Annotated in this window: 21 protein-coding genes; 11 read left to right on the top strand and 10 right to left on the bottom strand. The window is 73.1% G+C overall.

All coding sequences use genetic code 11. The features are described 5' to 3' along the window. The first annotated feature begins 27 nt into the window (after positions 1–27). Complete coding sequence (locus NP048_RS10760) at positions 28–195, top strand: SPOR domain-containing protein (protein WP_227575608.1); 168 nt, start codon at positions 28–30, stop codon at positions 193–195. A gap of 42 nt (positions 196–237) precedes the next feature. On the opposite strand, the gene panB is transcribed toward NP048_RS10760, so the two are convergent. Next, the gene (panB, locus tag NP048_RS10755; protein ID WP_227575607.1) at positions 238–1,059 is read right to left on the bottom strand and encodes a 3-methyl-2-oxobutanoate hydroxymethyltransferase; all 822 of its coding nucleotides are present in this window, start codon (positions 1,057–1,059) and stop codon (positions 238–240) included. A gap of 119 nt (positions 1,060–1,178) precedes the next feature. Between panB and glnA (NP048_RS10750) the strand changes: the two genes are divergently transcribed. The 4 genes from glnA (NP048_RS10750) to NP048_RS10735 all read left to right on the top strand — a co-directional run bounded on the left by glnA (NP048_RS10750) (position 1,179) and on the right by NP048_RS10735 (position 8,643). Continuing rightward, positions 1,179–2,516: a type I glutamate--ammonia ligase gene (gene glnA / locus NP048_RS10750; RefSeq protein ID WP_227575606.1), complete on the top strand. Its 1,338-nt coding sequence runs from the start codon at positions 1,179–1,181 to the stop codon at positions 2,514–2,516. A 4-nt stretch (positions 2,517–2,520) separates the two neighbouring features. Continuing rightward, positions 2,521–5,562, top strand: a complete 3,042-nt coding sequence (locus tag NP048_RS10745) for a bifunctional [glutamine synthetase] adenylyltransferase/[glutamine synthetase]-adenylyl-L-tyrosine phosphorylase (RefSeq protein WP_227575605.1) — start codon at positions 2,521–2,523, stop codon at positions 5,560–5,562. Between the two features lie 276 nt (positions 5,563–5,838). Further along, positions 5,839–7,911: a hypothetical protein gene (locus NP048_RS10740; RefSeq protein WP_227575604.1), complete on the top strand. Its 2,073-nt coding sequence runs from the start codon at positions 5,839–5,841 to the stop codon at positions 7,909–7,911. Positions 7,912–7,938: 27 nt separating this feature from the next. After that, on the top strand, positions 7,939–8,643 hold the full coding sequence (locus tag NP048_RS10735) for an ATP-binding cassette domain-containing protein (protein WP_227575603.1): 705 nt from the start codon (positions 7,939–7,941) through the stop codon (positions 8,641–8,643). 168 nt (positions 8,644–8,811) lie between these two features. Here NP048_RS10735 and NP048_RS10730 read toward each other — a convergent pair whose 3' ends face one another. Beyond that, positions 8,812–9,861, bottom strand: coding sequence for a hypothetical protein (locus NP048_RS10730; RefSeq protein ID WP_227575602.1), 1,050 nt, complete (start codon positions 9,859–9,861; stop codon positions 8,812–8,814). Positions 9,862–9,982: 121 nt separating this feature from the next. On the opposite strand from NP048_RS10730, the gene NP048_RS10725 reads away from it, so the two are divergent. Beyond that, complete coding sequence (locus tag NP048_RS10725; protein WP_227575601.1) at positions 9,983–10,972, top strand: TIGR03618 family F420-dependent PPOX class oxidoreductase; 990 nt, start codon at positions 9,983–9,985, stop codon at positions 10,970–10,972. A 129-nt stretch (positions 10,973–11,101) separates the two neighbouring features. On the opposite strand, the gene glnA (NP048_RS10720) is transcribed toward NP048_RS10725, so the two are convergent. After that, entirely contained in the window at positions 11,102–12,526 is a 1,425-nt protein-coding gene (glnA, locus tag NP048_RS10720; RefSeq protein ID WP_089799516.1) for a type I glutamate--ammonia ligase, read from the bottom strand. A 176-nt stretch (positions 12,527–12,702) separates the two neighbouring features. Here glnA (NP048_RS10720) and NP048_RS10715 point away from each other — a divergent pair, with 176 nt between their 5' ends. Beyond that, positions 12,703–13,212 carry an RDD family protein gene (locus NP048_RS10715; RefSeq protein WP_227575600.1) on the top strand — a complete coding sequence of 170 codons (510 nt, stop codon included), beginning with the start codon at positions 12,703–12,705 and terminating at the stop codon, positions 13,210–13,212. A gap of 38 nt (positions 13,213–13,250) precedes the next feature. Here NP048_RS10715 and NP048_RS10710 read toward each other — a convergent pair whose 3' ends face one another. Beyond that, on the bottom strand, positions 13,251–13,991 hold the full coding sequence (locus NP048_RS10710) for a DUF4191 domain-containing protein (protein WP_227575599.1): 741 nt from the start codon (positions 13,989–13,991) through the stop codon (positions 13,251–13,253). A gap of 51 nt (positions 13,992–14,042) precedes the next feature. Further along, positions 14,043–15,056, bottom strand: coding sequence for a lipoyl synthase (gene lipA, locus NP048_RS10705; RefSeq protein ID WP_227575598.1), 1,014 nt, complete (start codon positions 15,054–15,056; stop codon positions 14,043–14,045). A gap of 158 nt (positions 15,057–15,214) precedes the next feature. Here lipA and NP048_RS10700 point away from each other — a divergent pair, with 158 nt between their 5' ends. Further along, positions 15,215–15,718, top strand: a complete 504-nt coding sequence (locus NP048_RS10700; RefSeq protein ID WP_227575597.1) for a flavodoxin domain-containing protein — start codon at positions 15,215–15,217, stop codon at positions 15,716–15,718. A 4-nt stretch (positions 15,719–15,722) separates the two neighbouring features. Here the strand turns inward: NP048_RS10700 and lipB are convergent, their stop codons facing one another. After that, positions 15,723–16,409, bottom strand: coding sequence for a lipoyl(octanoyl) transferase LipB (lipB, locus tag NP048_RS10695; protein ID WP_227575596.1), 687 nt, complete (start codon positions 16,407–16,409; stop codon positions 15,723–15,725). A gap of 10 nt (positions 16,410–16,419) precedes the next feature. Further along, positions 16,420–16,911 carry a MarR family winged helix-turn-helix transcriptional regulator gene (locus NP048_RS10690; protein WP_227575595.1) on the bottom strand — a complete coding sequence of 164 codons (492 nt, stop codon included), beginning with the start codon at positions 16,909–16,911 and terminating at the stop codon, positions 16,420–16,422. Positions 16,912–16,959: 48 nt separating this feature from the next. Between NP048_RS10690 and NP048_RS10685 the strand changes: the two genes are divergently transcribed. Genes NP048_RS10685 through NP048_RS10675 form a run of 3 tightly spaced genes read left to right on the top strand, consistent with a single transcriptional unit; the run spans position 16,960 to position 21,802 of the window. Next, the gene (locus tag NP048_RS10685) at positions 16,960–19,293 is read left to right on the top strand and encodes an MMPL family transporter (RefSeq protein WP_227575594.1); all 2,334 of its coding nucleotides are present in this window, start codon (positions 16,960–16,962) and stop codon (positions 19,291–19,293) included. A gap of 20 nt (positions 19,294–19,313) precedes the next feature. Beyond that, a complete protein-coding gene (locus tag NP048_RS10680) occupies positions 19,314–20,360 on the top strand; it encodes a Gfo/Idh/MocA family oxidoreductase (protein WP_227575593.1) in 1,047 nt (348 codons plus the stop codon). A 56-nt stretch (positions 20,361–20,416) separates the two neighbouring features. After that, a complete protein-coding gene (locus tag NP048_RS10675; protein ID WP_227575592.1) occupies positions 20,417–21,802 on the top strand; it encodes a serine/threonine-protein kinase in 1,386 nt (461 codons plus the stop codon). Here the strand turns inward: NP048_RS10675 and NP048_RS10670 are convergent. The 3 genes from NP048_RS10670 to lpdA all read right to left on the bottom strand — a co-directional run bounded on the left by NP048_RS10670 (position 21,774) and on the right by lpdA (position 26,014). Beyond that, positions 21,774–22,691, bottom strand: a complete 918-nt coding sequence (locus NP048_RS10670; RefSeq protein ID WP_227575591.1) for a TIGR01777 family oxidoreductase — start codon at positions 22,689–22,691, stop codon at positions 21,774–21,776. The genes NP048_RS10675 and NP048_RS10670 overlap by 29 nt on opposite strands. A 123-nt stretch (positions 22,692–22,814) precedes the next feature. Then, positions 22,815–24,602 carry a 2-oxoglutarate dehydrogenase, E2 component, dihydrolipoamide succinyltransferase gene (sucB, locus tag NP048_RS10665; protein ID WP_227575590.1) on the bottom strand — a complete coding sequence of 596 codons (1,788 nt, stop codon included), beginning with the start codon at positions 24,600–24,602 and terminating at the stop codon, positions 22,815–22,817. 29 nt (positions 24,603–24,631) lie between these two features. Beyond that, complete coding sequence (gene lpdA / locus NP048_RS10660) at positions 24,632–26,014, bottom strand: dihydrolipoyl dehydrogenase (protein ID WP_227575589.1); 1,383 nt, start codon at positions 26,012–26,014, stop codon at positions 24,632–24,634. Positions 26,015–26,053 lie beyond the last annotated feature (39 nt).

Raw genomic sequence — 26,053 nt, 5'->3', positions numbered from 1 at the left:
GGCCCGCCGGGACGAGAAGGAGGCGACGTGACGGAGTACTTCTACAACACCCGGACCAACCAGGTGGAGCAGGGCCGCCAGAGCGACTGGTCGCAGCTCATGGGGCCCTACCCGACGCGGGAGGAGGCCGCACAGGCGCTCGAGAAGGCGCGCGCCCGCAACGACGCGTGGGACGCGCAGGACGAGGAGAGCTGAGCGGCGCGTCCGGCCACGGCGTCGTGGCCGGACGCGCGTGCCTCATGCGTCGAAGGAGTGCCGGGCCGTCGGGAAGGAGCCCGCGCGGACCTCGTCGACGTAGTCGCGGGCAGCCGCCGTCAGGGCGGCGCCGACCTCCCCGAAACGCTTGGCGAACCGGGGCGACCAGTCGCCCATGCCGGCCATGTCCACCCACACCAGCACCTGGCCGTCGCACTGCGGGCCCGCGCCGATCCCGATGGTGGGCACACGGACGACCTCGGTGACGCGCGCGGCGACGGGTGCGGGAACCATCTCGAGCACGATCGCGACGGCGCCGGCCTCCGTCACGGCGACCGCGTCGTCGCTGATCTCCTCGGCCGCGTGGCCGCGTCCCTGCACGCGGGGGCCGCCCAGCGCGTTCTCCGACTGCGGCGTGTACCCGAGGTGCGCGACGACGGGGATCCCGGCCTGTGTGAGGGCGCGGATCTGGGGCACCGAACGGTGCCCGCCCTCGAGCTTCACCGCCGCGACGCCCGTCTCCTTCATGAGGCGCACGGCGCTGGCCAGCGCCTGCTCCGGACCGGCCTCGTACGTGCCGAACGGCAGGTCCGCGACGACGAACGCGCGGCGTGCCGCACCGGCGACGGCGCGTGCGGCGACGACGATCTCGTCGAGGGTCACCGGCAACGTGGTGCGGTGCCCGTGCATCGTGTTCCCGATCGAGTCCCCGACGAGCAGCATGTCGACGCCCGCGTCGTCGAAGATCCGCGCCGTGACGGCGTCGTAGGCCGTCAGCATCGTCAGTCGCTCACCACGCTCCTTGGCTGCCAGCAGGTGGTGCACGCGCATGCGGCGGGGCGTCGGGGCGTCACTGGTCGACATGCGTCGAGCCTATCCGCGGCGGACGCGGTGTGGTCTGTGCGGTGCCGCACAGACGACGCGCTGGACCAGCCGTGGGACGCGGGCTCCGCGGTCGCCGGTCATCAGGCAGGATGTACGCCATGGACAGGCAGCAGGAGTTCGTCCTCCGGACCGTCGAGGAGCGGGACATCCGCTTCATCCGTCTGTGGTTCACGGACGTGTTGGGGATGCTCAAGTCGGTCGCCGTCGCGCCCGCGGAGCTCGAGCAGGCGTTCAGCGAGGGCATCGGGTTCGACGGCAGCGCGATCGAGGGCCTCACGCGTGTGTACGAGGCCGACATGATCGCCAAGCCCGACCCGTCGACCTTCCAGATCCTGCCCTGGCGGGGGGAGCGGCACGGCACCGCGCGCATGTTCTGCGACCTGCTGACCCCCGACGGCGAGCCGTCGCTCGCCGACTCGCGGTACGTGCTCAAGCGCGCGCTGGACCGCGCGAGCGACCGGGGCTTCACCTTCTACACGCACCCCGAGGTCGAGTTCTACCTGTTCGACGCGCCGGCCGACCCCAACCGTCCCCTGGTGCCGGTCGACCAGGGCGGCTACTTCGACCACGTGCCGCGCGGCACCGCGCACGACTTCCGGCGCGCCGCGATCACGATGCTCGAGTCCATGGGCATCTCGGTGGAGTTCTCCCACCACGAGGCCGGCCCCGGTCAGAACGAGATCGACCTGCGCTACGCCGACGCGCTGACGACGGCCGACAACATCATGACGTTCCGCACGGTCGTCAAGGAGGTCGCGCTCGAGCAGGGCGTGTTCGCGTCCTTCATGCCCAAGCCGCTGGCGGACCAGCCCGGCTCGGGGATGCACACGCACCTGTCGCTGTTCGAGGGCGACCGCAACGCGTTCCACGAGGCGGGGGCGCCGCTCGAGCTGTCGAAGGTCGCGCGGTCGTTCATCGCGGGGCTGCTCACGCACGCGGCGGAGATCACCGCGGTGACCAACCAGTTCGTCAACTCCTACAAGCGGCTGTGGGGCGGCGCCGAGGCGCCGAGCTTCATCTGCTGGGGCCACAACAACCGCTCGGCCCTCGTGCGCGTGCCGATGTACAAGCCCGGCAAGGGCAACTCCAGCCGCGTCGAGTACCGCGCGGTGGACTCCGCCACCAACCCGTACCTCTCGTTCGCGGTGCTGCTCGCGGCCGGGCTCAAGGGCATCGAGGAGGGGTACGAGCTGCCCGAGGGTGCCGACGACGACGTCTGGGAGCTGACGGACGCCGAGCGCAAGGCGCTCGGCATCGAGCCGCTGCCGACGTCCCTGGAGGCGTCGATCGAGGTCATGCAGCGCTCCGAGCTCGTCGCCGAGACGCTCGGCGAGCACGTCTTCGACTACTTCCTGCGCAACAAGCGCCAGGAGTGGGCCGAGTACCGTGCGCAGGTGACCCCGTACGAGCTGCAGCGGTTCCTGCCGCTGATCTGACGTCATGTCCACGTCCACGGGCCGCGGCGCCTCTGTCGCAGCCCGGCTGACTCGGGTGGGCGTGGCCGACGTGCCGCGCGCGGAGCGGCTCCTCGCGGACGCGGCGCTGCGGGCGGTGGACCCGGACGTGGTCGACCACGTCGTCGGCGAGCTGGCCGACGTCGGCGACCCCGACGAGGCGCTGCTCGCGCTCGCGAAGGTCGCAGGGGCGGTGCAGCGGGACCCGGCGCTGTCGGGCCTGCTGCGTGACGTGCTGGCCGACGACGTGGCGGCGCGCCGCCGGCTGCTCGCGCTGACCGGCGCCTCGTCCGCCATCGGCAACACGCTCGCCGCGCACCCGGACAACCTGCGCGTCGTCGCCGACCCGGCCCCCGGCCTCGGTGTCGACGCGGGACAGGTGCGTGCCGAGCTGCTGCGTGCCGTCGAGGCCGACCCTGACGCCGAGGTGCCCGTGGCCGGGCTGGCCGGCACCTCGGGCGTCGACGCGATGCGGCGCGCGTACCGGACGCGGCTGCTGCGCATCGCGGCGACCGACCTGACGGCACACGACCCCCTGAGCCGGATGCCGGGCGTCGGTGCCGCGCTCGCCGACCTCGCGGCGGCGACGCTCGAGGCGTCGCTGGCGCTCGCGCGCGCCGAGCTGGACGACGAGGGGCGCGGCGTGCGCCTGGCCGTGATCGGGATGGGCAAGGCGGGCGGCCGGGAGCTCAACTACGTCTCCGACGTCGACGTCGTGTACGTCGCCGAGCCCGTGGAGGGCACCCCCGAGGACGTGGCCATGGTCGCCGGCGCCCGGCTGGCCGCCGGCGTGGCGCGGGCCTGCTGCGCCCCGGCGGGGGAGCCCGCGCTGTGGCCCGTCGACGCCGCGCTGCGGCCCGAGGGCAAGGACGGCCCGCTGGTGCGGACCGTCGCGAGCCACCGCGCGTACTACGAGCGCTGGGCGAAGACCTGGGAGTTCCAGGCGCTGCTCAAGGCCCGCCCGCTGGCGGGCGACCGAGAGGTGGGACGCGCGTACGTCGAGGCCGTGTCGCCGTTCGTGTGGTCGGCGGTCCAGCGCGACCACTTCGTCGAGGACTCGCAGGCGATGCGCCGTCGGGTCGAGGCTCACATCCCGCGCGCCGAGGCGGACCGTGAGCTCAAGCTCGGCAGCGGTGGCCTGCGGGACGTGGAGTTCACGGTGCAGCTGCTGCAGCTCGTGCACGGGCGTGCGGACGAGACGATCCGCAGCCCCAGCACGCTGACGGCGCTGGCGGCGCTGGCCGCCGGGGGCTACGTCGGGCGGGACCACGCCGCGCAGCTGGCCGTGTGCTACCGGTGGCTGCGGATGATGGAGCACCGCATCCAGCTGCACCGGTTGCAGCGCACGCACCTGGTGCCGACGTCGGAGGCGGACCTGCGGCGCCTCGCCCGCACGATGGGCATGCGGTCCGAGGGCCCGGAAGGGCTGCTCGCGCGCTGGCGCACCACCCGCCGCGACGTGCGGCGTCTGCACGAGGAGCTCTTCTACCGGCCGCTTCTGCCGGCCACCGCCGCGCTGTCGACCGAGGAGGCGCGGCTCGCGCCGGAGGCGGCGCGCGCCCGGCTGGCCGCCATCGGGTACCGGGACCCGGCGGGTGCCGTCCGGCACATCGCCGCGCTGACCGACGGCGTCTCCCGGCGAGCGGCGATCCAGCGCCAGCTGCTGCCCGTCATGCTCGGTTGGTTCGCGGACGGGGCCGACCCGGACGGCGGTCTGCTCGCCTTCCGGCGCCTGTCCGACCAGCTCGGCACGACGCACTGGTACCTCAAGCTGCTGCGGGACTCGGGCACCGCGGCGCAGAACCTCGCGCACGTGCTGTCGACCTCGCGGTACGTCGCCGACGCACTGAGCCGGTCGCCCGAGTCCGTGACGTGGCTCGACGATGACGCGGAGCTCGCCCCGCGGTCGGCCGAGCGGCTCGCCGCCGAGGCCGACGCGGTCCTGCGTCGTGCCGCCGAGCCCGTGCCGGCCGTGACGGCGCTGCGCGCGCTGCGACGGCGGGAGCTGGCGCGCACGGCGGTCGCGGACGTGCTCGGCGTGACGACGGGAGTGCGGGCGTCGCAGAGCCTGACGGTCACCGCCGACGCTGTGCTCGCCGGCACGCTGCGGGTCGCGGAGTCCGACGCCCGCACCGCCGCCGGGCTGGATGAGAGCCCGACCCGGCTCCTCGTCGTGGCGATGGGCCGGCTGGGCGGGCGTGAGATGGCGTACTCGTCGGACGCCGACGTGATGTTCGTGCACGACCCCGTGCCGGGGGCCGACGGCAAGGTGGCGCAGGACTTCGCGGTGGCGGTGGCCACGCGGGTGCGCCAGCTGTTGGGCAGCGTCGGTCCCGAGCCGACCTTGAGCGTGGACGCCGACCTGCGGCCCGAGGGGCGCAACGGCCCGCTGGCGCGGTCGTTCGACGCGTACGTCGAGTACTACCAGCGGTGGTCGTCCCCGTGGGAGAGCCAGGCGCTGCTGCGCGCGCGGCCCGTCGCGGGCGACGAAGGCCTGGGGGAGCGGTTCGTCGCGCTCGTCGACCCGCTGCGGTACCCCGCCGGTGGTCTCGATGCCGCGACGGAGCGCGAGATCCGGCGCATCAAGGCACGGGTGGAGGCCGAGCGGCTGCCGCGTGGAGTCGAGCCCTCGCGGCACCTCAAGCTGGGCCGCGGCGGCATCAGCGACGTCGAGTGGACCGCCCAGCTGCTCCAGCTGCAGCACGCGCACGAGGTACCCGGTCTGCGGACGACCTCGACGCTCGACGCGCTCGACGCGGCGCGAGACGCCGGACTGCTCGCGGCGGACGACACAGCCGTCCTGCGCGAGGCGTGGCTGCTCGCGTCCCGCGTGCGCGACGCGAACGTCCTGTGGACCGGCCGCGCGGAGGGGGCGCACGCCGACGTCCTGCCGCACGACCGCACGGCGCTCGCGGGCGTCGCGCGCGTGCTGGGTCACCCCCCGGGGTCGGGCGCGATGCTCGAGGAGACGTACCTGCGGACCGCGCGGCGTGCGCGGGCGGTGGTGGAGCGGGTCTTCTACGGCTGACGAGCCCTCAAATAGCACATCCACGGGGTCGCACGTGCAACTTTGACGTATGTCGTAATCATGCTTGACCCCGTCTGCGAGTGTCGATACGTTCTCCACGGAGTTCGCGGCGGATGAGGAGTCGTCACGTCGTCGGATCTCCGGTTTCCTCGTCGGGCGGCCGTCGGCACCGTTTCTCCGGGTGTCCGAATCGGTGCGTGACTGCACGACGCAGAAAGCCCATCCGGTGGGGCGCCCGCGGGCGCCCGGTGCTGCGACCGGCAGGAAGATCCCGTCATGCATCGCATCGCATCGGTCACGCTGTGGATGTCCGTCGTCCTGGCATCCATCATCGCGTTCCAGCTCTTCGTCGTGATCGACGAGGAGCGGCCGGCCGGCACTCGTCGGTCGTTCGACGTGCAGAGCGTCGAGGCTCCCACGAAGGACGCGGCGATTGACGCCATGTCAGCGGCCGCCGAACAGTTTGGTAGAAACATCTACAAGGTGCACCCCGACCCGCGGAACTCCGCGGAGGGGCGGATTCTCTTCGTCTTCGTCGGTGACGAAGACGCATTCACGTCGAACGGCGGCTACGACTACCCGACGTTCTTCGCGCAGGCGATGGCGACACGGGTGCTGGACGCGGACTCCATCACGACCGAGGATCTGCGCGGTCGCTACGTCACCGACGCCACCGCCGATGAGATGCCGGCCCTGCTGGGGGCGCTCGAGGAGGCCGGCATGACCGCCCGGGAGGGCACGGTCCCGGTGCTGGGCCTGCTGCTCTACGTCGCGGGCCAGGGCAACCTCGGGGGTTCTTTCGCCGTGATGGTCGTCGCGCTCGGCCTGGCGATCTCGTACTCCGTGGCCTGCCAGCGCAAGGTCTACGCACTGAAGGCCCTTCACGGGTACCGACGGGCCGACGACCTCCGGGCGGAGGTCGTCGCGGCGAGCAGGACCCTCGGGGTCGGGCTCGCGGTGCTGGTCGTCGTGGGGGTGCCGGTCCTGGGGTTGGTGACGCAGTTCCACCAGGCGCTGGGGTTTCTGCGCGTCCTGGCCGGTACCTTCGCGGTGCTGTATGCCGTCGTCGTCATGCTCGTCGTCGTGGCGGTCCTGACCCTGCCGAGCGCCCACGTCCCGGTCGTGCTCAAGGGTGAGCGCATGTCCCTGCGCGTCGGCCTGCTCGCCGCAGGGGCGCAGATCATCGTCCTCGCCATCGTGCTCGCCACGTCGATCGCCTCCCTGGGCAGGGTCGAGGCTGTCGAGGCGAGCCTCGACACGTCCCGGCACTGGGAGACGGGTGACCCGCTCTACGCCCTGCGGCTGTCGGTCGCGGGCGGATCGGGTGAGGAGGACCAGAGGCGCGCGGCCCCCGGCCTGGGTGCGGTGGTCGCCGAGATGGAGGCCGCGGGTCAGGTGCTGCTGGCCGTGCCGGAGGCGCACTACGAGGACGAGGGCGGGGCGGGCGAGGGTGGCCAGGAGGCCGACGGAACCGGTCACATGCTGCTGATCGTGAACGACGAGTACCTCGAGCGTCAGGTGGTCCACGACGCGGAGGGCCGCCGGATCGGCAACCTCCCGCAGGAGCCGAACACCTTCACGCTGCTGGTGCCGTCGGGTCGGGAGGGTGACGCGCAGGCGCTCCTCGACGAGTACGTCGCCTACTTCGGCGACTTCACGTGCATGGTCGGGCCGCCCGCCGAGGGGGCGACGTGCGACGCGCAGGGCGAGGTAATGCTGACCGCGCCGGGCCAGGACCTGTTCACCTACGGCGGCACCGCCTACCTGCCGGCGGAGATGCAGCAGGAGGGCCTGTTCGTCGAGGACCCGGTCGTCGCGGTCGTCTCGGCGGCCTCGGGGCTCATCTCGCCCCTGCTGTACGTGTCGTACGCCTCACGGGACCGGCTGCTGTTCTCGGAACCTGACGTCCTGGACGCCGGGTTGCAGGAGCGGGGGGCCCGCGACGCCTTCCAGGGCATCGACAACGCGGCGGACGCCGTCGCCACCTCCGTGGCGCTGGCGCAGCGCGAGCTGCGCATGGACGTGTTCAGCCTCGCCCTCGGGTGGACGCTGCTCGTCCTGTCCGCGATCGTCATGGTGGTCGTGTACTGCGACCGGAGGAAGCGCCCGATGTTCGTCGGCCTGATCCACGGTCACCCTTTCACCGCGCGGCACGCGCGGTACCTGGTGGGCGCCGTCGCACTGTCGGGCGCCGGGATCGGGCTCGCCGCGGTGGCCGGCGGGGTGAGGGCCGCGCCCCGCGACCTGGCGGTCGCGACCGTCTTCCTCGTGATCCAGGTGGCCGTGGCGGTCGTCTCGATCCGGATCTACGAGTCCCGCTTCCGTGCGGACCTCATCAAGCGCTACTGAGAATCCACGACGCCGCGGGGACAAGACATGGCACGCCTCAAAGATGCACCCTTCGAGCTCGCGGTCCGCGACCTCACCAAGACGTTCGGCGGCCGGACCATCTGGTCGGGGCTGTCGTTCACCGTGCCGTCGGGCGTGATGGCCGCGGTGACCGGGCCCTCCGGCTCCGGGAAGACGACGCTGCTGAACTGCGTCGGGCTGCTCGAGAGCGTCGACGGCGGCCGGATCTCGTTCGGCGAGTGGTCGTTCGGCGCGGGGTCGCAGATGGCGTCGCGGGCTTGCTTCCGTGACGTCCTGGGGTTCCTCTTCCAGAACTACGGGCTCGTGGAGCAGTGGGACGTGCGTCGCAACCTCCTGCTCCCGCTGCACGGACGGCGGCAGCGGCGCGGTAGCGCGCAGGCGATCGACGCCGCGCTAGCCAGGGTCGGCATGCGCGGCGCCGAGAAGGAGCGGATCTACACGCTCTCGGGCGGTGAGCAGCAGCGCATCGCGCTGGCGCGCCTCGTCCTCAAGGAGCCCTCGCTCATCCTGGCGGACGAGCCCACGTCGGCGCTCGATCACGCCAACGCGGGCCTCGTGATGGAGATCCTCGCGGAGCAGGCGCAGGCTGGGGCGCTCGTGCTCATCTCGACGCACAGCGACCGCATCGTGCAGCAGTGCGCCCACGTGGTCGCGCTCGACGCGGTGACGTCGCAGGCGCGGGCGGACGCCGGGGCGGTCGCGCACCGCTGACCGGGCTGTCGCGGGTCGAGCTGCCGGCGCGCGGTGTCGACCTGCCGCACGACCACACGGCGCTCGCGCGCGTCGCGCGCGAGCGCCGTGGAGCGCGTCTTCTCCGGCTGACCCGACCGTGGTGCTGGCTTCGGCCCGGCGGGCTGAGCCGCTGACGTCGCGGGTGGGTCAGGCCGCGGCCACCTCGGCCGTTGCCACGGCGGGTGCGGCCTTGCTCGTGCGACGCGAGCCGATCGCGTGGACCACGAGCCCGATGACGACCCACGCACCGAGCGTGAGACCGGCGGTCAGACCACCCGTGCCACCGAAGTACGCGACCGAGCGGACGAGGGTGCCGGTGGCCCCGGGGGGCAGGATCTGCCCGAACGCACCGAGCCCGGTCGGCAGCCACGCGGCAGTGGTGGCGATGCCCGCGAACGGGTTGCCGAGGAACATCATCGACATCGCGCCGATCGTGAACCCCTTGCCGCCGAAGGCCTCCTGGAGCCCGGTGAGGGGGAACGCCATGGCGGCGATGCCCAGTGCCATGGCGCCGGCGACCGGCAGGAACGCGGAGTCGATGCTGCCGAAGGGGAACCGCAGCACGGTGGCGACGACGAGGCCACCGACCACGGAGAAGGTGAGCAGGCCCACGAGCTTCCAGGTGTTGCTGCGCGCGAAGGCGGTCCGGAACGCGACGACGGGCACGATGCCGCCGAACACGAGCGGGAAGGCCAGGCCGCCGATGCCGATGCCCGACGGGTCGGTGGTCGGCAGCGCGACGACGTCATCGGTCGTGACGGGGACGCCCATCGCGGTGCCGATGGCCTGCGCGGTGGCGGAGACGGACTGCGCGATGGCGCCGCCACCGGCGGACGCGACGACGCTGTGGACACCGTTGGGCCCGACGACGAAGCCGCCGACGACCTCGCGCCCGCGCACCGCCTCGACCAGCGTCGCCTGGTCGGTGAACTCCTGGACGTGGTAAGCGCCGGGCGCGGAGGCCGTCAACGCCTCCTCGAAGCGGTCGGCCTCCTGCGAGGACCCGACGAGCCCCACCGGCAGGTCGGTCGGCCCGCTCTTCAGCGACGGGAGGATGAAGATGGCCAGCAGGATGGCCAGGACCGCGCCGAGCGCGACGGTCATGCCGAGCAGCTTCGTCAGCTGCTTGCGCTTGCGCGGAGGCGCGACCTCGCCCTCAGGGTCGCGCGGGGGGGCGAGCTCGGTCGTCGCAGTCATGAGTTCCTTCATCCGGGACAAGCGGAGGATCGTCGTCCGCTTATGTGGATGATAGACCTCCGGTTAGGCTGATGGGTATCGAGAGGCCCGTACGTGGGCATCGTCACACCGAGGAGGGGCCATGCGCGCGGACGCAGCGCGTCGTCGCGCCGCGCTCATCCGCGCGGCCCGGCGCCTGTTCGCGCTGCATGGCCGCGACATCGCCCTCGACGCCGTCGCCGAGGCGGCCGACGTGGGCATCGCGACGCTGTACCGCAACTTCTCCTCGCGGGCCGCTCTCGCCGAGGAGGTGGCCCTCGCCATCCTGGACGACGTGCACACGGCGGCCGACGAAGCGCTGGATCGTATGTCCGACGACCCGGCAGCCGCGTGGCACGCGTACGTCCGCCGGCTCGTCCAGCTCGACCTGGGGGCGCTGTCCGCCGCGCTGACCGAGCACCTCACGGACGACATGTCCGCGCACGTGCGTATCGCGCAGACCGCGACGCTCGCGGGGGTGGGTGACCTGCTGGAGGCCGCACGCGCCGCCGGCCTCGTCCGCCATGACCTGGAACCGCTCGACCTCGTGCTGGGCATCGGGCTGATCACCCGTCCGCTGCCCGAGCCGGTGGCACGCGACGTGCCCGACCTCGTGCCCCGCATGCTCGACATCGTGCTGGCCGGGATGCGGCCTGACGTCGACGACGCAGGCCGACCAGACGGTGCAGGCCGAGCGGGCCCGCAGCCTGGCTCGGGCAGCGGGCTCGCCGTGCAGCCCTGCGTGTGGCTGACGACGCTGCGACCGGACGGCTCGCCCCACGTGACGCCCGTGTGGTTCCTGCTCGACGGGGACACGTTCTGGATCGCGAGCTCGACGGTCAACGTCAAGGTCGCCAACATGGAGCGTGACCCCCGCGTGGCGATCGCGGTCGACGGCTCAGGGTCCCGGCCGGTCGTCGCCGAGGGCCACGCGTACGTGGACCGCGACATCCACGCGCACGCACCGCTCCTGGCCCGGTTCGCGGCCAAGTACGACGGCTGGGACGCCGCCGACGAACGCCAGGACGGGCCGCGGGTCATGGTCGAGGTCCGGGTCGACCGCTGGCTCCTGCGGCCCGACTCGAGGGACTGAGCTCCGACGCGCGTGGCAGGCGACGTCCTGCCACCGACGCCGTGTGCGGGGCCGCCCGGTCGCCGGACACGCCACGAGGGGCGCCCCTGACGGGACGCCCCTCGGTGCCGACTGATCGGGAGCAGCCGATCAGCAGTCGTAGTAGAGCTCGAACTCGTGCGGGTGCGGGCGCAGCCGGATCGGGTCGACCTCTGCCGAGCGCTTGTAGTCGATCCACGTCTGGATGAGGTCCGGCGTGAAGACGTTGCCGGCGGTCAGCCAGTCGTGGTCGGCCTCGAGGTTGTCGAGCACCTCGGACAGCGAGCCCGGGACCTGCTGGATGAGGGCGTGCTCCTCGGGGGGCAGCTCGTACAGGTCCTTGTCGACCGGCTCGGGCGGCTCGATGCGGTTCTGGATGCCGTCGAGGCCGGCCATGAGCATGGCCGCGAACGCCAGGTACGGGTTCGACGACGGGTCCGGCACGCGGAACTCGATGCGCTTGGCCTTCGGGTTCGAGCCGGTGACCGGGATGCGGATGCACGCGGAGCGGTTACGCGCCGAGTAGACCAGGTTGACCGGCGCCTCGAAGCCGGGCACCAGGCGGTGGTAGGAGTTCACCGTCGGGTTGGTGAACGCCAGCAGCGCCGGGGCGTGCTTGAGCAGGCCGCCGATGTACCAGCGCGCCATGTCGGACAGGCCGCCGTAGCCCTTCTCGTCGAAGAACAGCGGCTCGCCGTCCTTCCACAGCGACTGGTGCACGTGCATGCCCGAGCCGTTGTCGCCGAACAGCGGCTTCGGCATGAAGGTCGCGGTGCGGCCGTTCTCGTGCGCGACGTTCTTCACGACGTACTTGAACAGCTGCACCTTGTCGGCCGACTTGCCGAGGGTGTCGAACCGGTAGTTGATCTCGGCCTGGCCGGCGGTGCCGACCTCGTGGTGGGCGCGCTCGACCTGGAAGCCCAGCTCGTCGAGCTGCAGCGAGATCTGGTCGCGCAGGTCGGCGAAGTGGTCGACCGGCGGCACGGGGAAGTAGCCACCCTTGTAGGGCGTCTTGTGCCCGAGGTTGCCACCTTCCTCCTTGCGGCCCGTGTTCCAGGCGCCCTCGATGGAGTCGATGTAGTAGAACGACGCGTCCTGGCGGGTCTGGAACCGGATGTCGTCGAAGATGTAGAACTCGGCCTCGGGCGCGAAGAACGCGGTGTCCGCGATGCCGGTCGACTTCAGGTACGCCTCGGCCTTGGCGGCCACCTGGCGGGGGTCGCGGCTGTACGGCTCGTCGGTGTACGGGTCGACGATGTGGAAGTTGATGTTGAGCGTCTTCTCCGTGCGGAACGGGTCGACGTACGCCGTCGTCAGGTCCGGGATCAGCTTCATGTCCGACTCGTGGATCGCCTGGAAGCCACGGATCGAGGACCCGTCGAACATCTGGCCGTCCGTGAAGAAGTCCGCGTCGAGCGAGGCGGCAGGCACGTTGAAGTGCTGCATCACGCCCGGCAGGTCGCAGAACCGCACGTCGACGAACTTGACGTCCTCGCTCCTGATGAACGCCAGGACTTCCTCTGGCTTGGTGAACATCCGCTGCTCCTCGGTCGATGGTGCCCGGTCGTCCCGGGCAGAGCGAGGCTAGGAGGGGAGAGTTTCCCTGCCGTGGCCCTGCTGTTTCCGGGAAGTTACGGACCTGCGTGCGAGGTAACGATCGCACGACATGGCAGCGCGTCGGGCCGGTCTGGGGGCGCACGTAGGCTGACGCCATGGTGACGCGTGGCTCCGTGGGGTCCTGGCTCGAGGGTGGGCCCGGTGGCCACGGCGACGACGAGGGGCTCCCGCGTGGCGCGCGGCTGGGGCTGCCCGCGACCGGTCCTGGATCGCTCGCGCGGCTGGGCCGCCGGGTCGTCGCACTCACGATCGACTGGGCCGCGTGCCTCGCCGTCTCCGCGGTGCTCCTGCCTGCGCGCACCGACGGGCTCTTCCTGCTGCGTGGCGACTCGCTGGCGACGTTGGCCGTCTTCGCGCTCGAGAACGTCGTGCTCCTCGCGACGCTCGGGCACACCCTGGGGCACCGCCTGCTGGGTCTGCAGGTGCGGCGCACGATCCCGGCGACGCCCGACGGGCCGCCTCAGCTCTCGCAGCGCCCACCGGGCGTGCTCTCCGCGCTCGTGCGGACCGTGCTGCTCTGCCTGGTGCTGCCGGCGGTGGTCTGGGACGGCGACGGTCGCGGCCTGCACGACCGTGCCGCAGGCACGGTTCTCGTCCGGCGCTGACCGTCCCGCGCTGACCGTCCGGCGCGCCGGTCAGGGGCTCAGCGCCCCCGCATGCCCTTGCGGTCAGGGCGCGCCCGCGTGGGGTCGATCCCCTTCGGCACGGGCAGCTTCGCCGCCCCGAGGGACGTGACCCGGCGCAGGACGACCGCGACCTCGTCCTTGGTGAGCTGCGACTTGAGCTTGGTGACGGTGCGCGGGAGCTTGCGCAGCGGCACCTGGCCCTCGCCGTCACCGACCTGGATGAGGTGGATCGGCGCACCGGACACGACGCGTGCCGTGCGCTTGCGCTCCGCCTCGAGCAGCTTGCCGACGCGGTGGGACGGTCCCTCGCCGACGAGGACGACACCGGGACGCCCCACGCCCCGGAAGACGAGATCCTGCGTGCGGGGGTCGACCGCGACGGGCTCCTGGGTGAAGGTCCAGCCACGGCGCAGCGTGCCGAGCGCTGCCAGGGACGCGCCGGGCTGACCCTCGATGCGCGTGTACGCGGCCGTCTCGGCCCGACGGGCAAGCACGAACATCCCGCCGAGGAGGGCGAACGGGACGCTGAGCAGCAGCACGTACACGAGCTGGTCGATGAGCAGGCCGATCACGACGCCGAGCGCCACGATGCCGAGGAACACCGCCAGCATGATCCAGGTCACCGCGGGGTCCGACTGCCGCGTGATCTGGAACGCCTGCCAGACCTGGTGGTACCAGCGGGTCTTCTTGACCTTCCCGGTGCTCGCCCCCGTGCTCGAGGAGGAGCCCTGCGGGGACGTGGAGCGCTCGCGTGCCATGAGCCGGGAGTCTACCGGCGCGGGCGCGTGCGACCGAGCCCGTCGTCCGCGTCAGCCCGCCGTGGTCCTGGAGAGGAGGGCCGACGCCTCCTGGCGGGCCGTCATCGGCTCACCGAGGTGCGCGAGCGCGTCCGGGATATCCAGGCCGCGGCGTCGCATGGCCTGGCCCCACAACCGTCCGGCCCGGTACGACGAACGGACCAGCGGCCCGGACATGACCCCCAGGAAGCCGATGCGCTCGGCCTCCTCGGAGAGCGCGACGAACTCCTCCGGACGCACCCAGCGGGCGACGGGGTGGTGACGCACGGACGGACGCAGGTACTGCGTGATGGTGATGAGGTCGCAGCCCGCGTCGTGCAGGTCCTGCAGCGCCTCGACGACCTCCTCCGTCGTCTCGCCCATGCCGAGGATGAGGTTCGACTTGGTGACCAGGCCGGCCTCGCGTGCACGCGTCAGGACGGACAGCGAGCGCTCGTAGCGGAAGGCCGGGCGGATCTGCTTGAAGATCCGCGGCACGGTCTCGAGGTTGTGCGCCAGCACCTCGGGACGCGACTCGTTGACGAGGTCCAGCAGCTCCGGGACGGCGTTGAAGTCCGGGATGAGCAGCTCGACGCCCGTGCCGGGGTTCATGGCGTGGATCTGGCGCACCGTCTCGGCGTACAGCCACACGCCGCCGTCGGGCAGGTCGTCGCGGGCCACACCCGTGATGGTCGAGTACTTCAGGCCCATGGCCTGGACCGACTCGGCGACGCGGCGCGGCTCGTCGGTGTCGAGCGCCGCGGGCTTGCCGGTGTCGATCTGGCAGAAGTCGCAGCGCCGCGTGCACTGGTCACCCCCGATGAGGAAGGTGGCCTCGCGGTCCTCCCAGCACTCGAAGATGTTGGGGCAGCCTGCTTCCTCGCAGACCGTGTGCAGGCCCTCGCGGCGCACGAGGCCCTTGAGCTCGCTGTACTCGGGGCCGGTCGTGGCCCGCGTGCGGATCCACTCCGGCTTCTTCTCGATCGGGGTGGCGGCGTTGCGCGCCTCCACCCGGAGCATGCGGCGGCCCTCGGGAGCGATCGTCACGCCGCCAGCCTAGCCCGCCGGCCCGGACCGCCCCTGTCCACGGGGTGTGACGGGGACCTCTGTCCCGCGCGCATCCGGCGCCCTGGGGGCAGGCTGGGGCGAAACGGTCGACGTCCGGGTGTGCGGGGACGACCGGTCAGCCTGGAGGAGGTGGCGCGATGCGCGTCCTGGTGACGGTGGCGTCGCGGCATGGAGCGACGCGCGAGATGGGTGCGGAGGTCGCCTCGCAGCTGCGTGCGGCGGGCCACGACGTCGACGAGCTCGAGCCGGACGACGTCGAGCACGTCGAGCCCTACGACGCCGTGGTGATGGGTTCGGCCGTGTACGTCGGGCGGCTGGCGCTCGGGCTGCGGGACCTCGTCGAGCGGCAGGCGGGTCAGCTGAGGCAGCGCCCCACGTGGTTGTTCTGGTCCGGACCGGTGGGGGACCCGCCGATGCCCGAGACGGTGCCCGACGACGTGACCGACATCGCCCGTACGACGGGGGCGCGCGACGTGGCGGTGTTCGCCGGGCGGCTGGACCGCGACGGGCTCAACATCTCCGAGCGCGCGCTCGTCGCGCTCACGCGGGCCGACGCGGGCGACTTCCGCGACCTCGACGCGGTGCGCGCCTGGGCGCAGAAGATCGCGGGCGCGCTGCGCTCGATCGAGCGGGACGCGTAACGGCTCAGCGGCCGGTCGCCACCTCGTGGTGCACGGCCAGCAGCGGGGCGAGCGCGTCCTGCAGGTGCTCCACGACCAGCGGCACGACCTCGACGATCGTGACGTCGCGCGCCGCCTCGGCGGACAGCGTCGTGACGTCGGCGTCCTCGATGCCGCACGGCACGATGCGCGAGTACCAGTCGAGCGACGCGGTGCAGTTGAGCGCGAAGCCGTGCATCGTCGTGCCCCGCGCGACGCGCACACCGATCGCGGCGACCTTGCGCTCACGGCGTGGCAGCGGTGAGTCCGTGGGGTCGTCGGCGGGCAGCCACACGCCGCTGCGTCCCTCGACGCGCCCCGCGCTGACCCCGACGTCGGCGCACGTGCGGATCAGTGCCTCCTCGAGGGCGCGGACGTAGCGCACGACGTCGACCGGCTCGGCCAGCCGCACGATCGGGTAGCCGACCAGCTGGCCCGGTCCGTGCCACGTGATGCGTCCGCCGCGGTCGACGTCGACCACCGGGGTGCCGTCGACGGGCCGGTCGGAGCGCGCCGTCCGCCTGCCCGCCGTGTACACGGGCTCGTGCTCGACGAGGAGCAGCGTGTCCTCGCGCTCACCGGCGGCGACGGCCGCGTGGATCTCGCGCTGCAGGTCCCACGTGGGCACGTACGGCTGCAGTCGGGTGCCGAGCTGGAGCGGTTCGACGCGCATGCTCGCCAGGCTAGACCGTCGGTGCCGACGGCCGAGTGGTCTCGCGAGGGCGCGCCGGTCCCGGCAGCAGCTCCCACGGCGCGACGAGCTCACGCAGCAGCTCGTCGAGCAGCGCTCGACGCTCGGGCGGCAGATGACCGAGCACCTGCTCCTGGGCCGGCCGGGGATCGGCGCACGCTGCGAGGGCGGCCGCGCCCGCGGGCGTGATGTCGATCACGTGACGTCGGCGGTCGTCGGCGTGCGGGCGGCGCGTCACGTAACCGGTGCGCTCGAGCCGGGCGACCACGCGGCTCATCGTCTGCTCGGTGACGCCGCACGCGTCGGCGAGCTCGCGCTGCGACATCGACGTGACCGTGACGTGGACGAGGACCGGAAGGCTCGCGTGGTTCAGGTCCCACGACGCGAGGTGCGCGTCCCACGCACGCTCGATCCGCCGCGCGACGGCGGACAGCATCCGTCCGACCGGCCAGTGGTCCACCGGCGGCACCTGCGGGGTGCTCACTCGACCTCCCGTTTGCCGACCTCTTCCTCGGGGTCCATGATACTCAGCATGCTGAGGAATCCCGTGGCCCGTGCGGTGGCCGTCGCTGTGGTGCTCGTCGTATGGATGGGGTTCGCCTCCGTGGGGGGGATGGCCCAGGGCAAGCTGTCCCAGGTCCAGACGAACGACGCCGCTGCCTTTCTGCCTTCGTCGGCGCAGTCCACGCGGGCGGCGGAGGCATCCCGCGACTTCGTCGACACGCAGACCCTACCTGCGCTCGTCGTGCTGACCCCTGCCGACGGTGGTGACGTCACCGACGAGCAGCTGCGGGCCGTGGCGCAGTTCGCAGGTGAGTTCGCGCAGAAGGAGGTCGGCGACGGGACCTGGGCGCAGCGCCTGACCGGTGACATCGTCCCGATCCCGTCCGAGGACGGCGAGGCGATCCTGCTCGCCGTCCCGCTCGACGCCGACGCGGCGGAGGAGCTCGTGGGGGAGGAGTCCCTCACCAACGTCCTGGTCACCGACCTGCGGGCCGCGCTCGACGACGAGCTGGGTGCGACCGCGTCCGGCGCGGGCGAGCTCGGCCTCGAGGCGTGGGTGACCGGACCGGCGGGATTCGTCACGGACCTCGGCACCGCCTTCGCCGGCATCGACGGGCTGCTGCTGCTCGTCGCGCTCGGCGCCGTGCTGCTCATCCTCGTCATCGTCTACCGCTCACCGTTCCTGCCGCTCGTCGTGATCTTCACGGCCGTGTTCGCGCTCGCCCTCGCCGGGCTGGTGGTCTACGAGCTCGCCGATGCCGGGGTCCTGGTGCTCAACGGTCAGGCGCAGGGCATCCTGTCGATCCTGGTCGTCGGCGCCGCCGTCGACTACTCGCTGCTGCTGGTCGCGCGGTACCGCGAGGAGCTGAAGCGCACCGACCACCCGGCTGACGCCATGCGCATCGCCTGGCGCCAGTCCCTCGAGCCGATCGCAGCCAGCGCCGGGACGGTCGTCGCCGGTCTGCTCTGCCTGCTCCTGTCGGATCTCGCCTCCAACCGCAGCCTCGGCCCCGTGGCCGCGATCGGCATCGCCGCGGCCCTGCTCGCCGCGCTCACGCTGCTGCCGGCGATCCTCCTCGTCGCCGGTCGGCGCTCGCGCGCCCTGTTCTGGCCCCGGGCTCCGCGCCCGGTGACGGCCGCGACCACGCCGTCGACGCACGGCGAGCACGCTACGGCCGTCCCGCCGGAGGTCGCCGACGCGGCCGAGGGTGCCGGCCTGTGGGCCCGCTGGGCGCGGTTCGTCGCGCGACGGGCACGTCCCGTGTGGATCCTCAGTGCCGCCGTCCTCCTGCTCGCGGCCGCCTTCGTGCCGACGTTCCGCGCCGGCGGCACGAGCCAGACGGACGTGTTCCTCACGGCCGTGGACTCGGTCGCGGGCGAGGAGGTGCTGGCCGAGCACTACCCGGCCGGTGCCGTGCAGCCCGCCATCGTCGTGGTCCCGCAGGAGGAGCTCGACGCGGTGGTGGAGGCCGCCGAGGGGGTCGAGGGCGTGAGCTCGTCCGCCCCCTACACGGGTGCGGCGTCGGGGGCCCCGGGAGCGGGCGCCGACGCACCGCCGGTCGTCGTCGACGGCCGCGTGCGCGTCGACGTCGTCACCGAGGCGCCGTCCGACAGCCAGGAGGCCGTGGACACCGTCGCGGACCTGCGCGAGGCCGTCACCGCGGTGGCGCCCGACGCGATCGTCGGTGGGCCCGCAGCCGAGACGCTGGACACGCAGATCGCGAGCGAGCGGGACCTGCGCGTGATCGTCCCCGTCGTGCTGGTCGTGATCCTGCTGATCCTCATGCTGCTGCTGCGCTCGGTCGTGGCCGGTCTGCTGCTGATGGCGGCCAACGTCCTGTCGTTCGCCGCGACGATCGGCATCTCCGCGCTGGTGTTCAACCACGTGCTCGACCTGCCCGACGCCGACCCGGTCGTCCCGCTGTACGGCTTCGTCTTCCTCGTCGCGCTCGGCGTCGACTACTCGATCTTCCTCATGACGCGCGTCCGGGAGGAGTCGTTGCGCGTCGGCACGCGCGAGGGCGTCACCCGGGGGCTCGCCGTCACCGGCGGCGTCATCACCTCCGCGGGTCTCGTGCTCGCGGCCACCTTCGCCGCGCTGGCCGTGATCCCGCTGCTCTTCCTCGCGCAGCTCGCCTTCATCGTCGCGCTCGGCGTCCTCGTCGACACGTTCGTCGTGCGCAGCCTGCTCGTCCCCGGGTTGGTGCACGACGTCGGGCCGCGCTCCTGGTGGCCCAGCGCGTTGGCCCGGCGTCCGGAGCACGGCGCGCACAACGCCGCCGGTGAGCACGGTCCCGACGCCGCGGACGGCGAGCACGGTGCGCACGCCGCAGCCGGTGGGGCGGCCGCGACGACGCACTGACTCCCTCCTAGAGTGGCGGCATGGAGCCGCTGCGCATCGGGCTGATCGGGTACGGCGCGGCCGGGCGTGGGATCCACGCCCGGCTCGCGCGCGAGACGGGGCAGGACGTCGTCGCCGTCGTCACGCGCCACCGCGGCGACCAGGTGGTCGCGGACTGGCCGAGGGCGCGCGTCGTGCCCGACGTGGCCGCGCTGCTGGCCGCCCCGCAGGACCTGGACCTCGTCGTCGTGGCGAGCCCGACGGGCGAGCACGCCGCGCACGTGCGTGCGGCGCTCGAGGCCGACGTGGCCGTCCTCGTCGACAAGCCGCTCGCCACGACTCGGGTGCAGGCCGCGGCGCTGGTACGGCTCGCGCGCGAGCGCGAGGGTCGGCTGACCGTCTTCCAGAACCGGCGCTGGGACCCCGAGCAGCTGACGCTGCAGGGGCTGCTCGCGGCGGGGACCCTGGGGCGCGTCCACCGCTTCGAGCGACGCTGGGAGAGGTTCCGGCCGCAGCCGCAGCACCGGTGGAAGGAGCAGGACCCGGTCGCGGGCGGCCTGCTGCTGGACCTGGGTGCGCACCTGGTCGACTCCGCCGTGCAGCTGTTCGGCCCGGTGCGGCGCGTGCACGCCGAGCTGCGCGCGCTCACGACGCCCGCGTTCGACGACGTCTTCCTCGCGCTCGAGCACGCGCCCGACGCCACCGGTCACCACGTCGTGTCCCACCTCTGGGGTGGTGGGCTCGTGGGGGCACCAGGGCCGCGGACCCGGGTGCTCGGTGACGCCGGTGCGTATCTCGTCACGAGCTTCGAGGCCGAGCCGACACCGTTCGCGGTGCTCGACGACGCGCAGGAGGCGGGCCGGCGGCCCGGCGAGCCGGAGCACGAGGGCTGGCTCGTGCGCGGCGCGGAGCGCACGCCCGTGCCGCGCGCGCCGGGGGGCCACGGCGACCTGTACCGGGCGGTGCAGGCGTGGCTGCTGACCGGGGGGCCCGTCCCCATCGATCCCGCGGACGCGGTCGCCACCGCCCGGGTCCTGGACGCGGCCCGGGTGGCTGCGGAGACCGGCGTGGCCCAGCTCCTCGACTGAGCAGCGCCTGTGGACGGCCCGCTCGCGGCGCGGGCTCGTCGGTGTTGGATGTCGGGGTGCACACCGCCGCCCCGCCACCGGACGACGTCACCCGGCTCCTGCAGGCGCACGGCACGCGCGTCGCCTCGTCCGTCGGGACGGACGGGTCGTGGTGGGTGGCGCGGCCGGTCGAGGACGACGACGGGCAGTGGATCGAGGTGCTGGTCGCCGACGTCCCCGTGGACGCCACGCTCGCGGGACGGGCAGGGCTGCTCACGGCCCTCGACCACCCGCACCTGGCCCGCGTCCACGCGGTGGAGCCCCTGGGCCCGGGGCGCGTCGCGCTCGTGTGCGAGCACGTGCCCGGCCCGACCCTCGCCGCGGTGCGCGCCGCCCGGCCCCCGCTGGCGGACGGCGAGGTCGTCACGGTGGCCGTCCCCGTCGCGCAGGCCCTGGCCGAGCTGCACGCGACCGGTCTCGCGCACGGTGCGCTCGGTGCCGACCGTGTCGTCCTGACCCCGGGGGGAGTGCCCGTCCTCGTCGACCTGCGCGGTGCGCTGCGCGGTGTCGGTACCCCCACGGGGGACGTGCACCGCCTCGTCGCGGCACTGCTCGGCCTGATGCCACCGCTCGACGCGCACCTGGCCGCCGGCCTCGAGGAGACCGTGCGGCTGCGCGACGCGCTCGAGGCGCTGCTGCGGGGTCGCACCACCCCGCAGGAGGTCGTGGAGGCCGTGTTCGCGGCGGCCTCGCCCGAGCCGGTCCAGGTCCCGGAGGCGGACGAGCTCGCGGGCGCCCAGGTCGCGCTCGCGGGCGGGCGCAGCGGAGTACCGCGTTCGACGGCCCCTCCGCCTGCGCGCCGCGCACGCCGGGAGCGCCGTCGTCGCCGGTGGTGGCCGCTCGCCGGGGCGGCCGCTGTCGTCCTGGTGCTCGGCGGCGGAGCGCTCGTGGTGCGGGCGCTGCCCGACCTGCCCGCCGGGGCGACGTCGCCGACCGCCGCTACCGGCGCCTCGGCCGCGGGCACGTCCGCCGACGGTCACCCCGGTCCAGGTGACGGGCAGCTGCTGTCGGACGAGCAGGACCCGGCGGGAGCGGCCGCGGCCCTGACCCGGCTGCGGGCGGCGGCACTCGCGGGCGCCGACGCGGACGCCGTCGCCGCCCTCGAGGTCGCCGGGTCGCCGGCGTTCGCGGCGGACGCGGCCCTCCTCGCCGCGCTGGCCGGGGCACGCAGCGAAGGCCTGGTCGTCGACGTCACGTCCGTGGCTGCGACGGGGACCACGGCGGACGGTGACGCGACCGTCGAGGTCACCTCCGCCATGAGCGCGCACGTGCGGGTCGCGCCGACGGGGGAGCGCACCGACGTGCCGGCGACCCCGAGCCGCACGGTCGAGCTCGTGCTGCGCTGGACACCGGACGGGTGGCGGGTGTGGGACGTCAGGGAGCCCGGCGGCGCGACGCCCTGAGCCAGTGCGCCACCTCGGTGGCGGTGCCGTGCCGTGGCACGAAGCCCGACGCACGCAGCACGGCGGCGTCGGCGTTGATCGACCCGAGGACCTCCGAGGAGAAGTCCCGCAGGGCGACGCGCAGGAGGGGTGCGGGCACCGGGACCGTCACACGTGCGCCCCACGCGTGTGCCAGGGCCGCGACCAGGTCGCCGTGCCGGTCCGCCCGTGCCACGAGGTTGGCCGGACCCTCGACGGGCTGGGTCAGCAGGTGCGTGATCGCGCGGACCTCGTCGAGCAGGCTGATCCAGCTCCAGTACTGCCGGCCGGACCCCAGCCGCGTCGCGACGCCGGCGCGCAGCGGGAGGAGCAGGGGGGCGGCGGCACCGCCGTGCGCGCTCAGCACGATGCCGGTCCGCAGGTGCACGACGCGGACGCCCGCGTCCTGCGCCGGTGCCGTCGCGGCCTCCCAGCGACGGACGACGCCGGCGAAGAAGGTGTCGCCCAGGGGCTCGTCCTCGCGCAGCAGGGTGTCACCGCGGTCGCCGTACGCGCCGATGCCCGAGGCCTGCAGCAGCACGCGCGGTGGGGAGTCGTCCCGGCCGGCAGCGAGCTCCGCGAGCGTCCGCGAGAGCAGCCCGGCGGTCTGCACGCGTGAGGTCACGATGTCGCGCTTGCGCGCGGCGGTCAGCGGGCGTGACGCCACGGCGACACCGGCGAGGTCCACCACGGCGTCGCACGACGCGACGACCGCCGTGTCGATGCTCCCGGCGACGGGGTCCCACGCGGACTCGCCGGGGGACCGCGGGGCCCGGCGTACCAGGCGGACGACGTCGTGGCCGGACTCGCGCAGGTGCTGCACGAGCGCCGTCCCGACGAGGCCGGACGACCCGGCGACGAGCACGCGCATGTCGGCCACCCTAACCACGGGACGTCGGGACGGCGCGGGGTACCGCTGGGCGGTCGCGCGGAACCGGCACGACGCCGCAGGGCCGCCCACCTGTCGGTGGACGGCCCTGCGTAGGTGCGTGCGTCAGAGGCCGAGCTCGGCCTCGAACGCGCCCTCCTCGAGACGGTTCTTCACCGCGGTGAGGTAGCGCGACGCGTCGGCGCCGTCGACCAGACGGTGGTCGTACGACAGGCACAGGTAGCACATCGACCGGATCGCGATGACCTCCGCGCCGTCCGCGTCCTTGACGACCACGGGGCGCTTGACGATCGCGCCCGTGCCCAGGATCGCGGACGTCCCGCCCGGGACGATCGGCGTGTCGATGATCGCGCCGCCCGAGCCGGTGTTCGTGACGGTGAAGGTCGCACCGGACAGCTCGTCCGGCGTGACCTTGTTGGCACGCGTGCGTGCGGCGAGGTCGGCGATCTTGCGCGAGATGCCGGCGATGTTGAGGTCGCCCGCGTCGCGGATGACGGGGACGAGGAGCCCCCGCTCGGTGTCGACCGCGATGCCGACGTTCTCCTGGCCGTGGTAGGTGATCGTCTTGTCCTCGAGCACCCCGTTGACCTTCGGGTACGTCTTGAGCGCCTCGACCGCGGCCTGGACGAAGAAGGGGAGGAATGTGAGGTTGACGCCCTCGCGTGCCTTGAAGTCGTCCTTCGCACGTGCCCGCAGGCGTGCGATCCGGGTCACGTCGACCTCGACGACCGTCGTGAGCTGGGCCTGCGTGTGCAGCGCCTCGACCATGCGCTCGGCGATGATCTGGCGCAGCCGGCTGGCCTTCTCCGTCGTGCCGCGCAGCGGCGACACCTGGGGCGTCGCGGCCTTGGTCGGCGCCGGGGTCGATGCGGCCGGGGCGGGCGCGACCTTGGCGGCGTCCGCCGCCTTGCGTGCCTCCTCCGCCTTGGCGGCCGCCTCGAGGACGTCCTCCTTGCGGATGCGGCCGCCGACGCCCGAACCGGTCAGCGTGGAGACGTCCACGCCCTTCTCGGTCGCGAGCTTGCGGACCAGCGGCGTGAGGTAGGAGCCTGCGGCCGACGCCTGCGCGGCGGGCTGCTCCGCGGCGGGCGCGGGCTGCTCGGCGGCGGGCGCCTGCTCTGCCTGCGGCGTGGGTGCCTCGCCGCCGTCCTGCGGAGCGTCCTGGGCGGACGCCGCCGCCTGCTCGGGCGCCGGGCTCGACTGCGCCGGTGCTGCGGGCTGCTCCGCCGCGGGGGCTGCGGCGGCGTCGCCCGACCCGACGACGGCCAGGACGGCGCCGACCTCGACGGTCTCGTCCTCCTGGACGCGGATCTCCTGCAGCGTGCCGGCGACGGGCGACGGGATCTCGGTGTCGACCTTGTCGGTGGAGATCTCGAGCAGGGGCTCGTCCACCGCGACCTCGTCGCCGACGGCCTTGAGCCACCGGGTGACGGTGCCCTCCGTGACGGACTCGCCCAGTGCCGGCAGCGTGACCTCCTGGCCGCCACCGCCGCCGGACGGTGCAGCCGGGGCCGGTGCGTCCTCGTGCTCCTCGACGGGCTGCTGCGCCGACTGCTCGGCCGCGGGCTCCTCGGCGGGAGCCTGCTCCGCGGCAGGTTCGGCCGCCTGCTCGGCCGGGGCCTGCTGCTCGCCGGAGCCGGCGTCGCCGCTGCCCTCGCCGGAGCCGATCACGGCCAGCGTGGCGCCGACCTCGACGGTCTCGTCCTCCTGGACGAGGATCTGCTCGAGGACGCCGGCGAACGGCGACGGGATCTCGGTGTCGACCTTGTCGGTCGAGATCTCGAGCAAGGGCTCGTCGACGGCGACGGTGTCGCCGATGTTCTTGAGCCAACGGGTGACGGTGCCCTCGGTGACGGACTCACCGAGCGCGGGAAGCTGCACGTTGTCGGACATGACCGCTCGTGTCTCCTTCGATCCTGGGGTCAGTTGTGGGCGTGCAGCGGCTTGCCGGCGAGCGCGAGGAACGCCTCACCGAGAGCCTCGTTCTGCGTGGGGTGCGCGTGCACGAGCTGGGCGACGTCCTCCGGGTAGGCCTCCCAGTTGACGATGAGCTGGCCTTCGCCGATCAGCTCCCCGACGCGCGCACCGATCATGTGCACGCCGACGACCGGACCGTCCTTCTTGCGGACGAGCTTGATGAAGCCCTGGGTGGCGAGGATCTGGCTCTTGCCGTTGCCGCCGAGGTTGTACTCGAGGACCTCGACGCCGTCGTCGCCGTAGAGCTCCTTCGCACGCTTCTCGGTCACGCCGACCGACCCCACCTCGGGGTCCGAGTACGTGACGCGCGGGATGCCGGACTCCTCGATGAGCGGGGGGTTGAGGCCCGCGATCTGCTCGGCGACGAAGATGCCCTGCTGGAACCCGCGGTGGGCGAGCTGCAGGCCGGGGACGATGTCGCCGACCGCGTAGATGTTGGCCACGCCGGTGTGCAGGCGCTCGTCGGTGATGACGAAGCCGCGGTCGAGCGTGATGCCCTGCTCCTCGTACCCGAGGCCGCCGGTGTTCGGGCCACGCCCCACGGCGACGAGCAGCACGTCCGCGTCGAACGTCTTGCCGTCCTCCAGCGAGACGTGCACGCCGTTGTCGTCCTGCGTGACGCCGGAGAACCGGACCCCCAGGTTGAACGCGATGCCGCGCTTGCGGAACGCGCGCTCGAAGGCCTTCGAGATCGCCTCGTCCTCGTTGGGCACCAGGTGGGGGAGCGCCTCGATGATCGTGACGTCGGCACCGAACGAGCGCCACACGCTGGCGAACTCCGAGCCGATGACGCCGCCACCGAGGATGATCGCCGAGCGCGGCACCCAGTCGAGGGTGAGCGCCTGGTCGGACGTCAGGACGCGACCGCCGATCTCCAGCCCGGGCAGGGACCGCGCGTACGAGCCGGTGCCGAGCACGATGTGCTCGCCGGTCAGGGTGCGGTCGCCCACCTGGACGGTGTTCGGGCCGGTGAGCTTGCCGTAGCCCTCGACGACCTCGATCTTGCGGGACTTGATGAGTCCCTGCAGGCCCTTGTACAGGCGCCCGATGACGTTGTCCTTGTACTGGTTCACGCCGCCCATGTCGATGCGCTCGAGGTGCGTGTGCACCCCGAAGTGCGCACCCTCGCGGGCGTTGTCGGCCAGCTCCGCGGCGTGCAGGAGGGCCTTGGTCGGGATGCAGCCTCGGTGGAGGCAGGTCCCGCCGACCTTGTCGGCCTCGACCAGGGCGACGGTCTTGCCGAGCTCGGCGGCGCGCAGAGCGGCGGCGTAACCGCCGCTGCCTCCGCCCAGGACGACGATGTCGAAAGCGGTGCCGTTGTCGGCCACGTACGCACTCCTCGAGGGTGTGGGATCTGCTGCTCGCCC

The organism is Cellulomonas xiejunii, assembly GCF_024508315.1.
Taxonomy (GTDB): Bacteria; Actinomycetota; Actinomycetes; order Actinomycetales; family Cellulomonadaceae; genus Cellulomonas; species Cellulomonas xiejunii.
The sequence above is the reverse complement of the archived record's forward strand: the minus strand, read 5'-3'. Positions and strand labels throughout refer to the sequence as shown.

What these genes read in the sequence shown, in the direction of transcription:
- panB (WP_227575607.1), bottom strand. Translation starts at nt 1,059, where the DNA reads ATGTCGACCAGTGACGCCCCGACGCCCCGCCGCATGCGCGTGCACCAC.
- glnA (WP_227575606.1), top strand. Translation starts at nt 1,179, where the DNA reads ATGGACAGGCAGCAGGAGTTCGTCCTCCGGACCGTCGAGGAGCGGGAC.
- NP048_RS10745 (WP_227575605.1), top strand. Translation starts at nt 2,521, where the DNA reads ATGTCCACGTCCACGGGCCGCGGCGCCTCTGTCGCAGCCCGGCTGACT.
- NP048_RS10740 (WP_227575604.1), top strand. Translation starts at nt 5,839, where the DNA reads ATGCATCGCATCGCATCGGTCACGCTGTGGATGTCCGTCGTCCTGGCA.
- NP048_RS10735 (WP_227575603.1), top strand. Translation starts at nt 7,939, where the DNA reads ATGGCACGCCTCAAAGATGCACCCTTCGAGCTCGCGGTCCGCGACCTC.
- NP048_RS10730 (WP_227575602.1), bottom strand. Translation starts at nt 9,861, where the DNA reads ATGACTGCGACGACCGAGCTCGCCCCCCCGCGCGACCCTGAGGGCGAG.
- NP048_RS10725 (WP_227575601.1), top strand. Translation starts at nt 9,983, where the DNA reads ATGCGCGCGGACGCAGCGCGTCGTCGCGCCGCGCTCATCCGCGCGGCC.
- glnA (WP_089799516.1), bottom strand. Translation starts at nt 12,526, where the DNA reads ATGTTCACCAAGCCAGAGGAAGTCCTGGCGTTCATCAGGAGCGAGGAC.
- NP048_RS10715 (WP_227575600.1), top strand. Translation starts at nt 12,703, where the DNA reads ATGGTGACGCGTGGCTCCGTGGGGTCCTGGCTCGAGGGTGGGCCCGGT.
- NP048_RS10710 (WP_227575599.1), bottom strand. Translation starts at nt 13,991, where the DNA reads ATGGCACGCGAGCGCTCCACGTCCCCGCAGGGCTCCTCCTCGAGCACG.
- NP048_RS10700 (WP_227575597.1), top strand. Translation starts at nt 15,215, where the DNA reads ATGCGCGTCCTGGTGACGGTGGCGTCGCGGCATGGAGCGACGCGCGAG.
- lipB (WP_227575596.1), bottom strand. Translation starts at nt 16,409, where the DNA reads ATGCGCGTCGAACCGCTCCAGCTCGGCACCCGACTGCAGCCGTACGTG.
- NP048_RS10685 (WP_227575594.1), top strand. Translation starts at nt 16,960, where the DNA reads ATGCTGAGGAATCCCGTGGCCCGTGCGGTGGCCGTCGCTGTGGTGCTC.
- NP048_RS10680 (WP_227575593.1), top strand. Translation starts at nt 19,314, where the DNA reads ATGGAGCCGCTGCGCATCGGGCTGATCGGGTACGGCGCGGCCGGGCGT.
- NP048_RS10670 (WP_227575591.1), bottom strand. Translation starts at nt 22,691, where the DNA reads ATGCGCGTGCTCGTCGCCGGGTCGTCCGGCCTCGTCGGGACGGCGCTC.
- sucB (WP_227575590.1), bottom strand. Translation starts at nt 24,602, where the DNA reads ATGTCCGACAACGTGCAGCTTCCCGCGCTCGGTGAGTCCGTCACCGAG.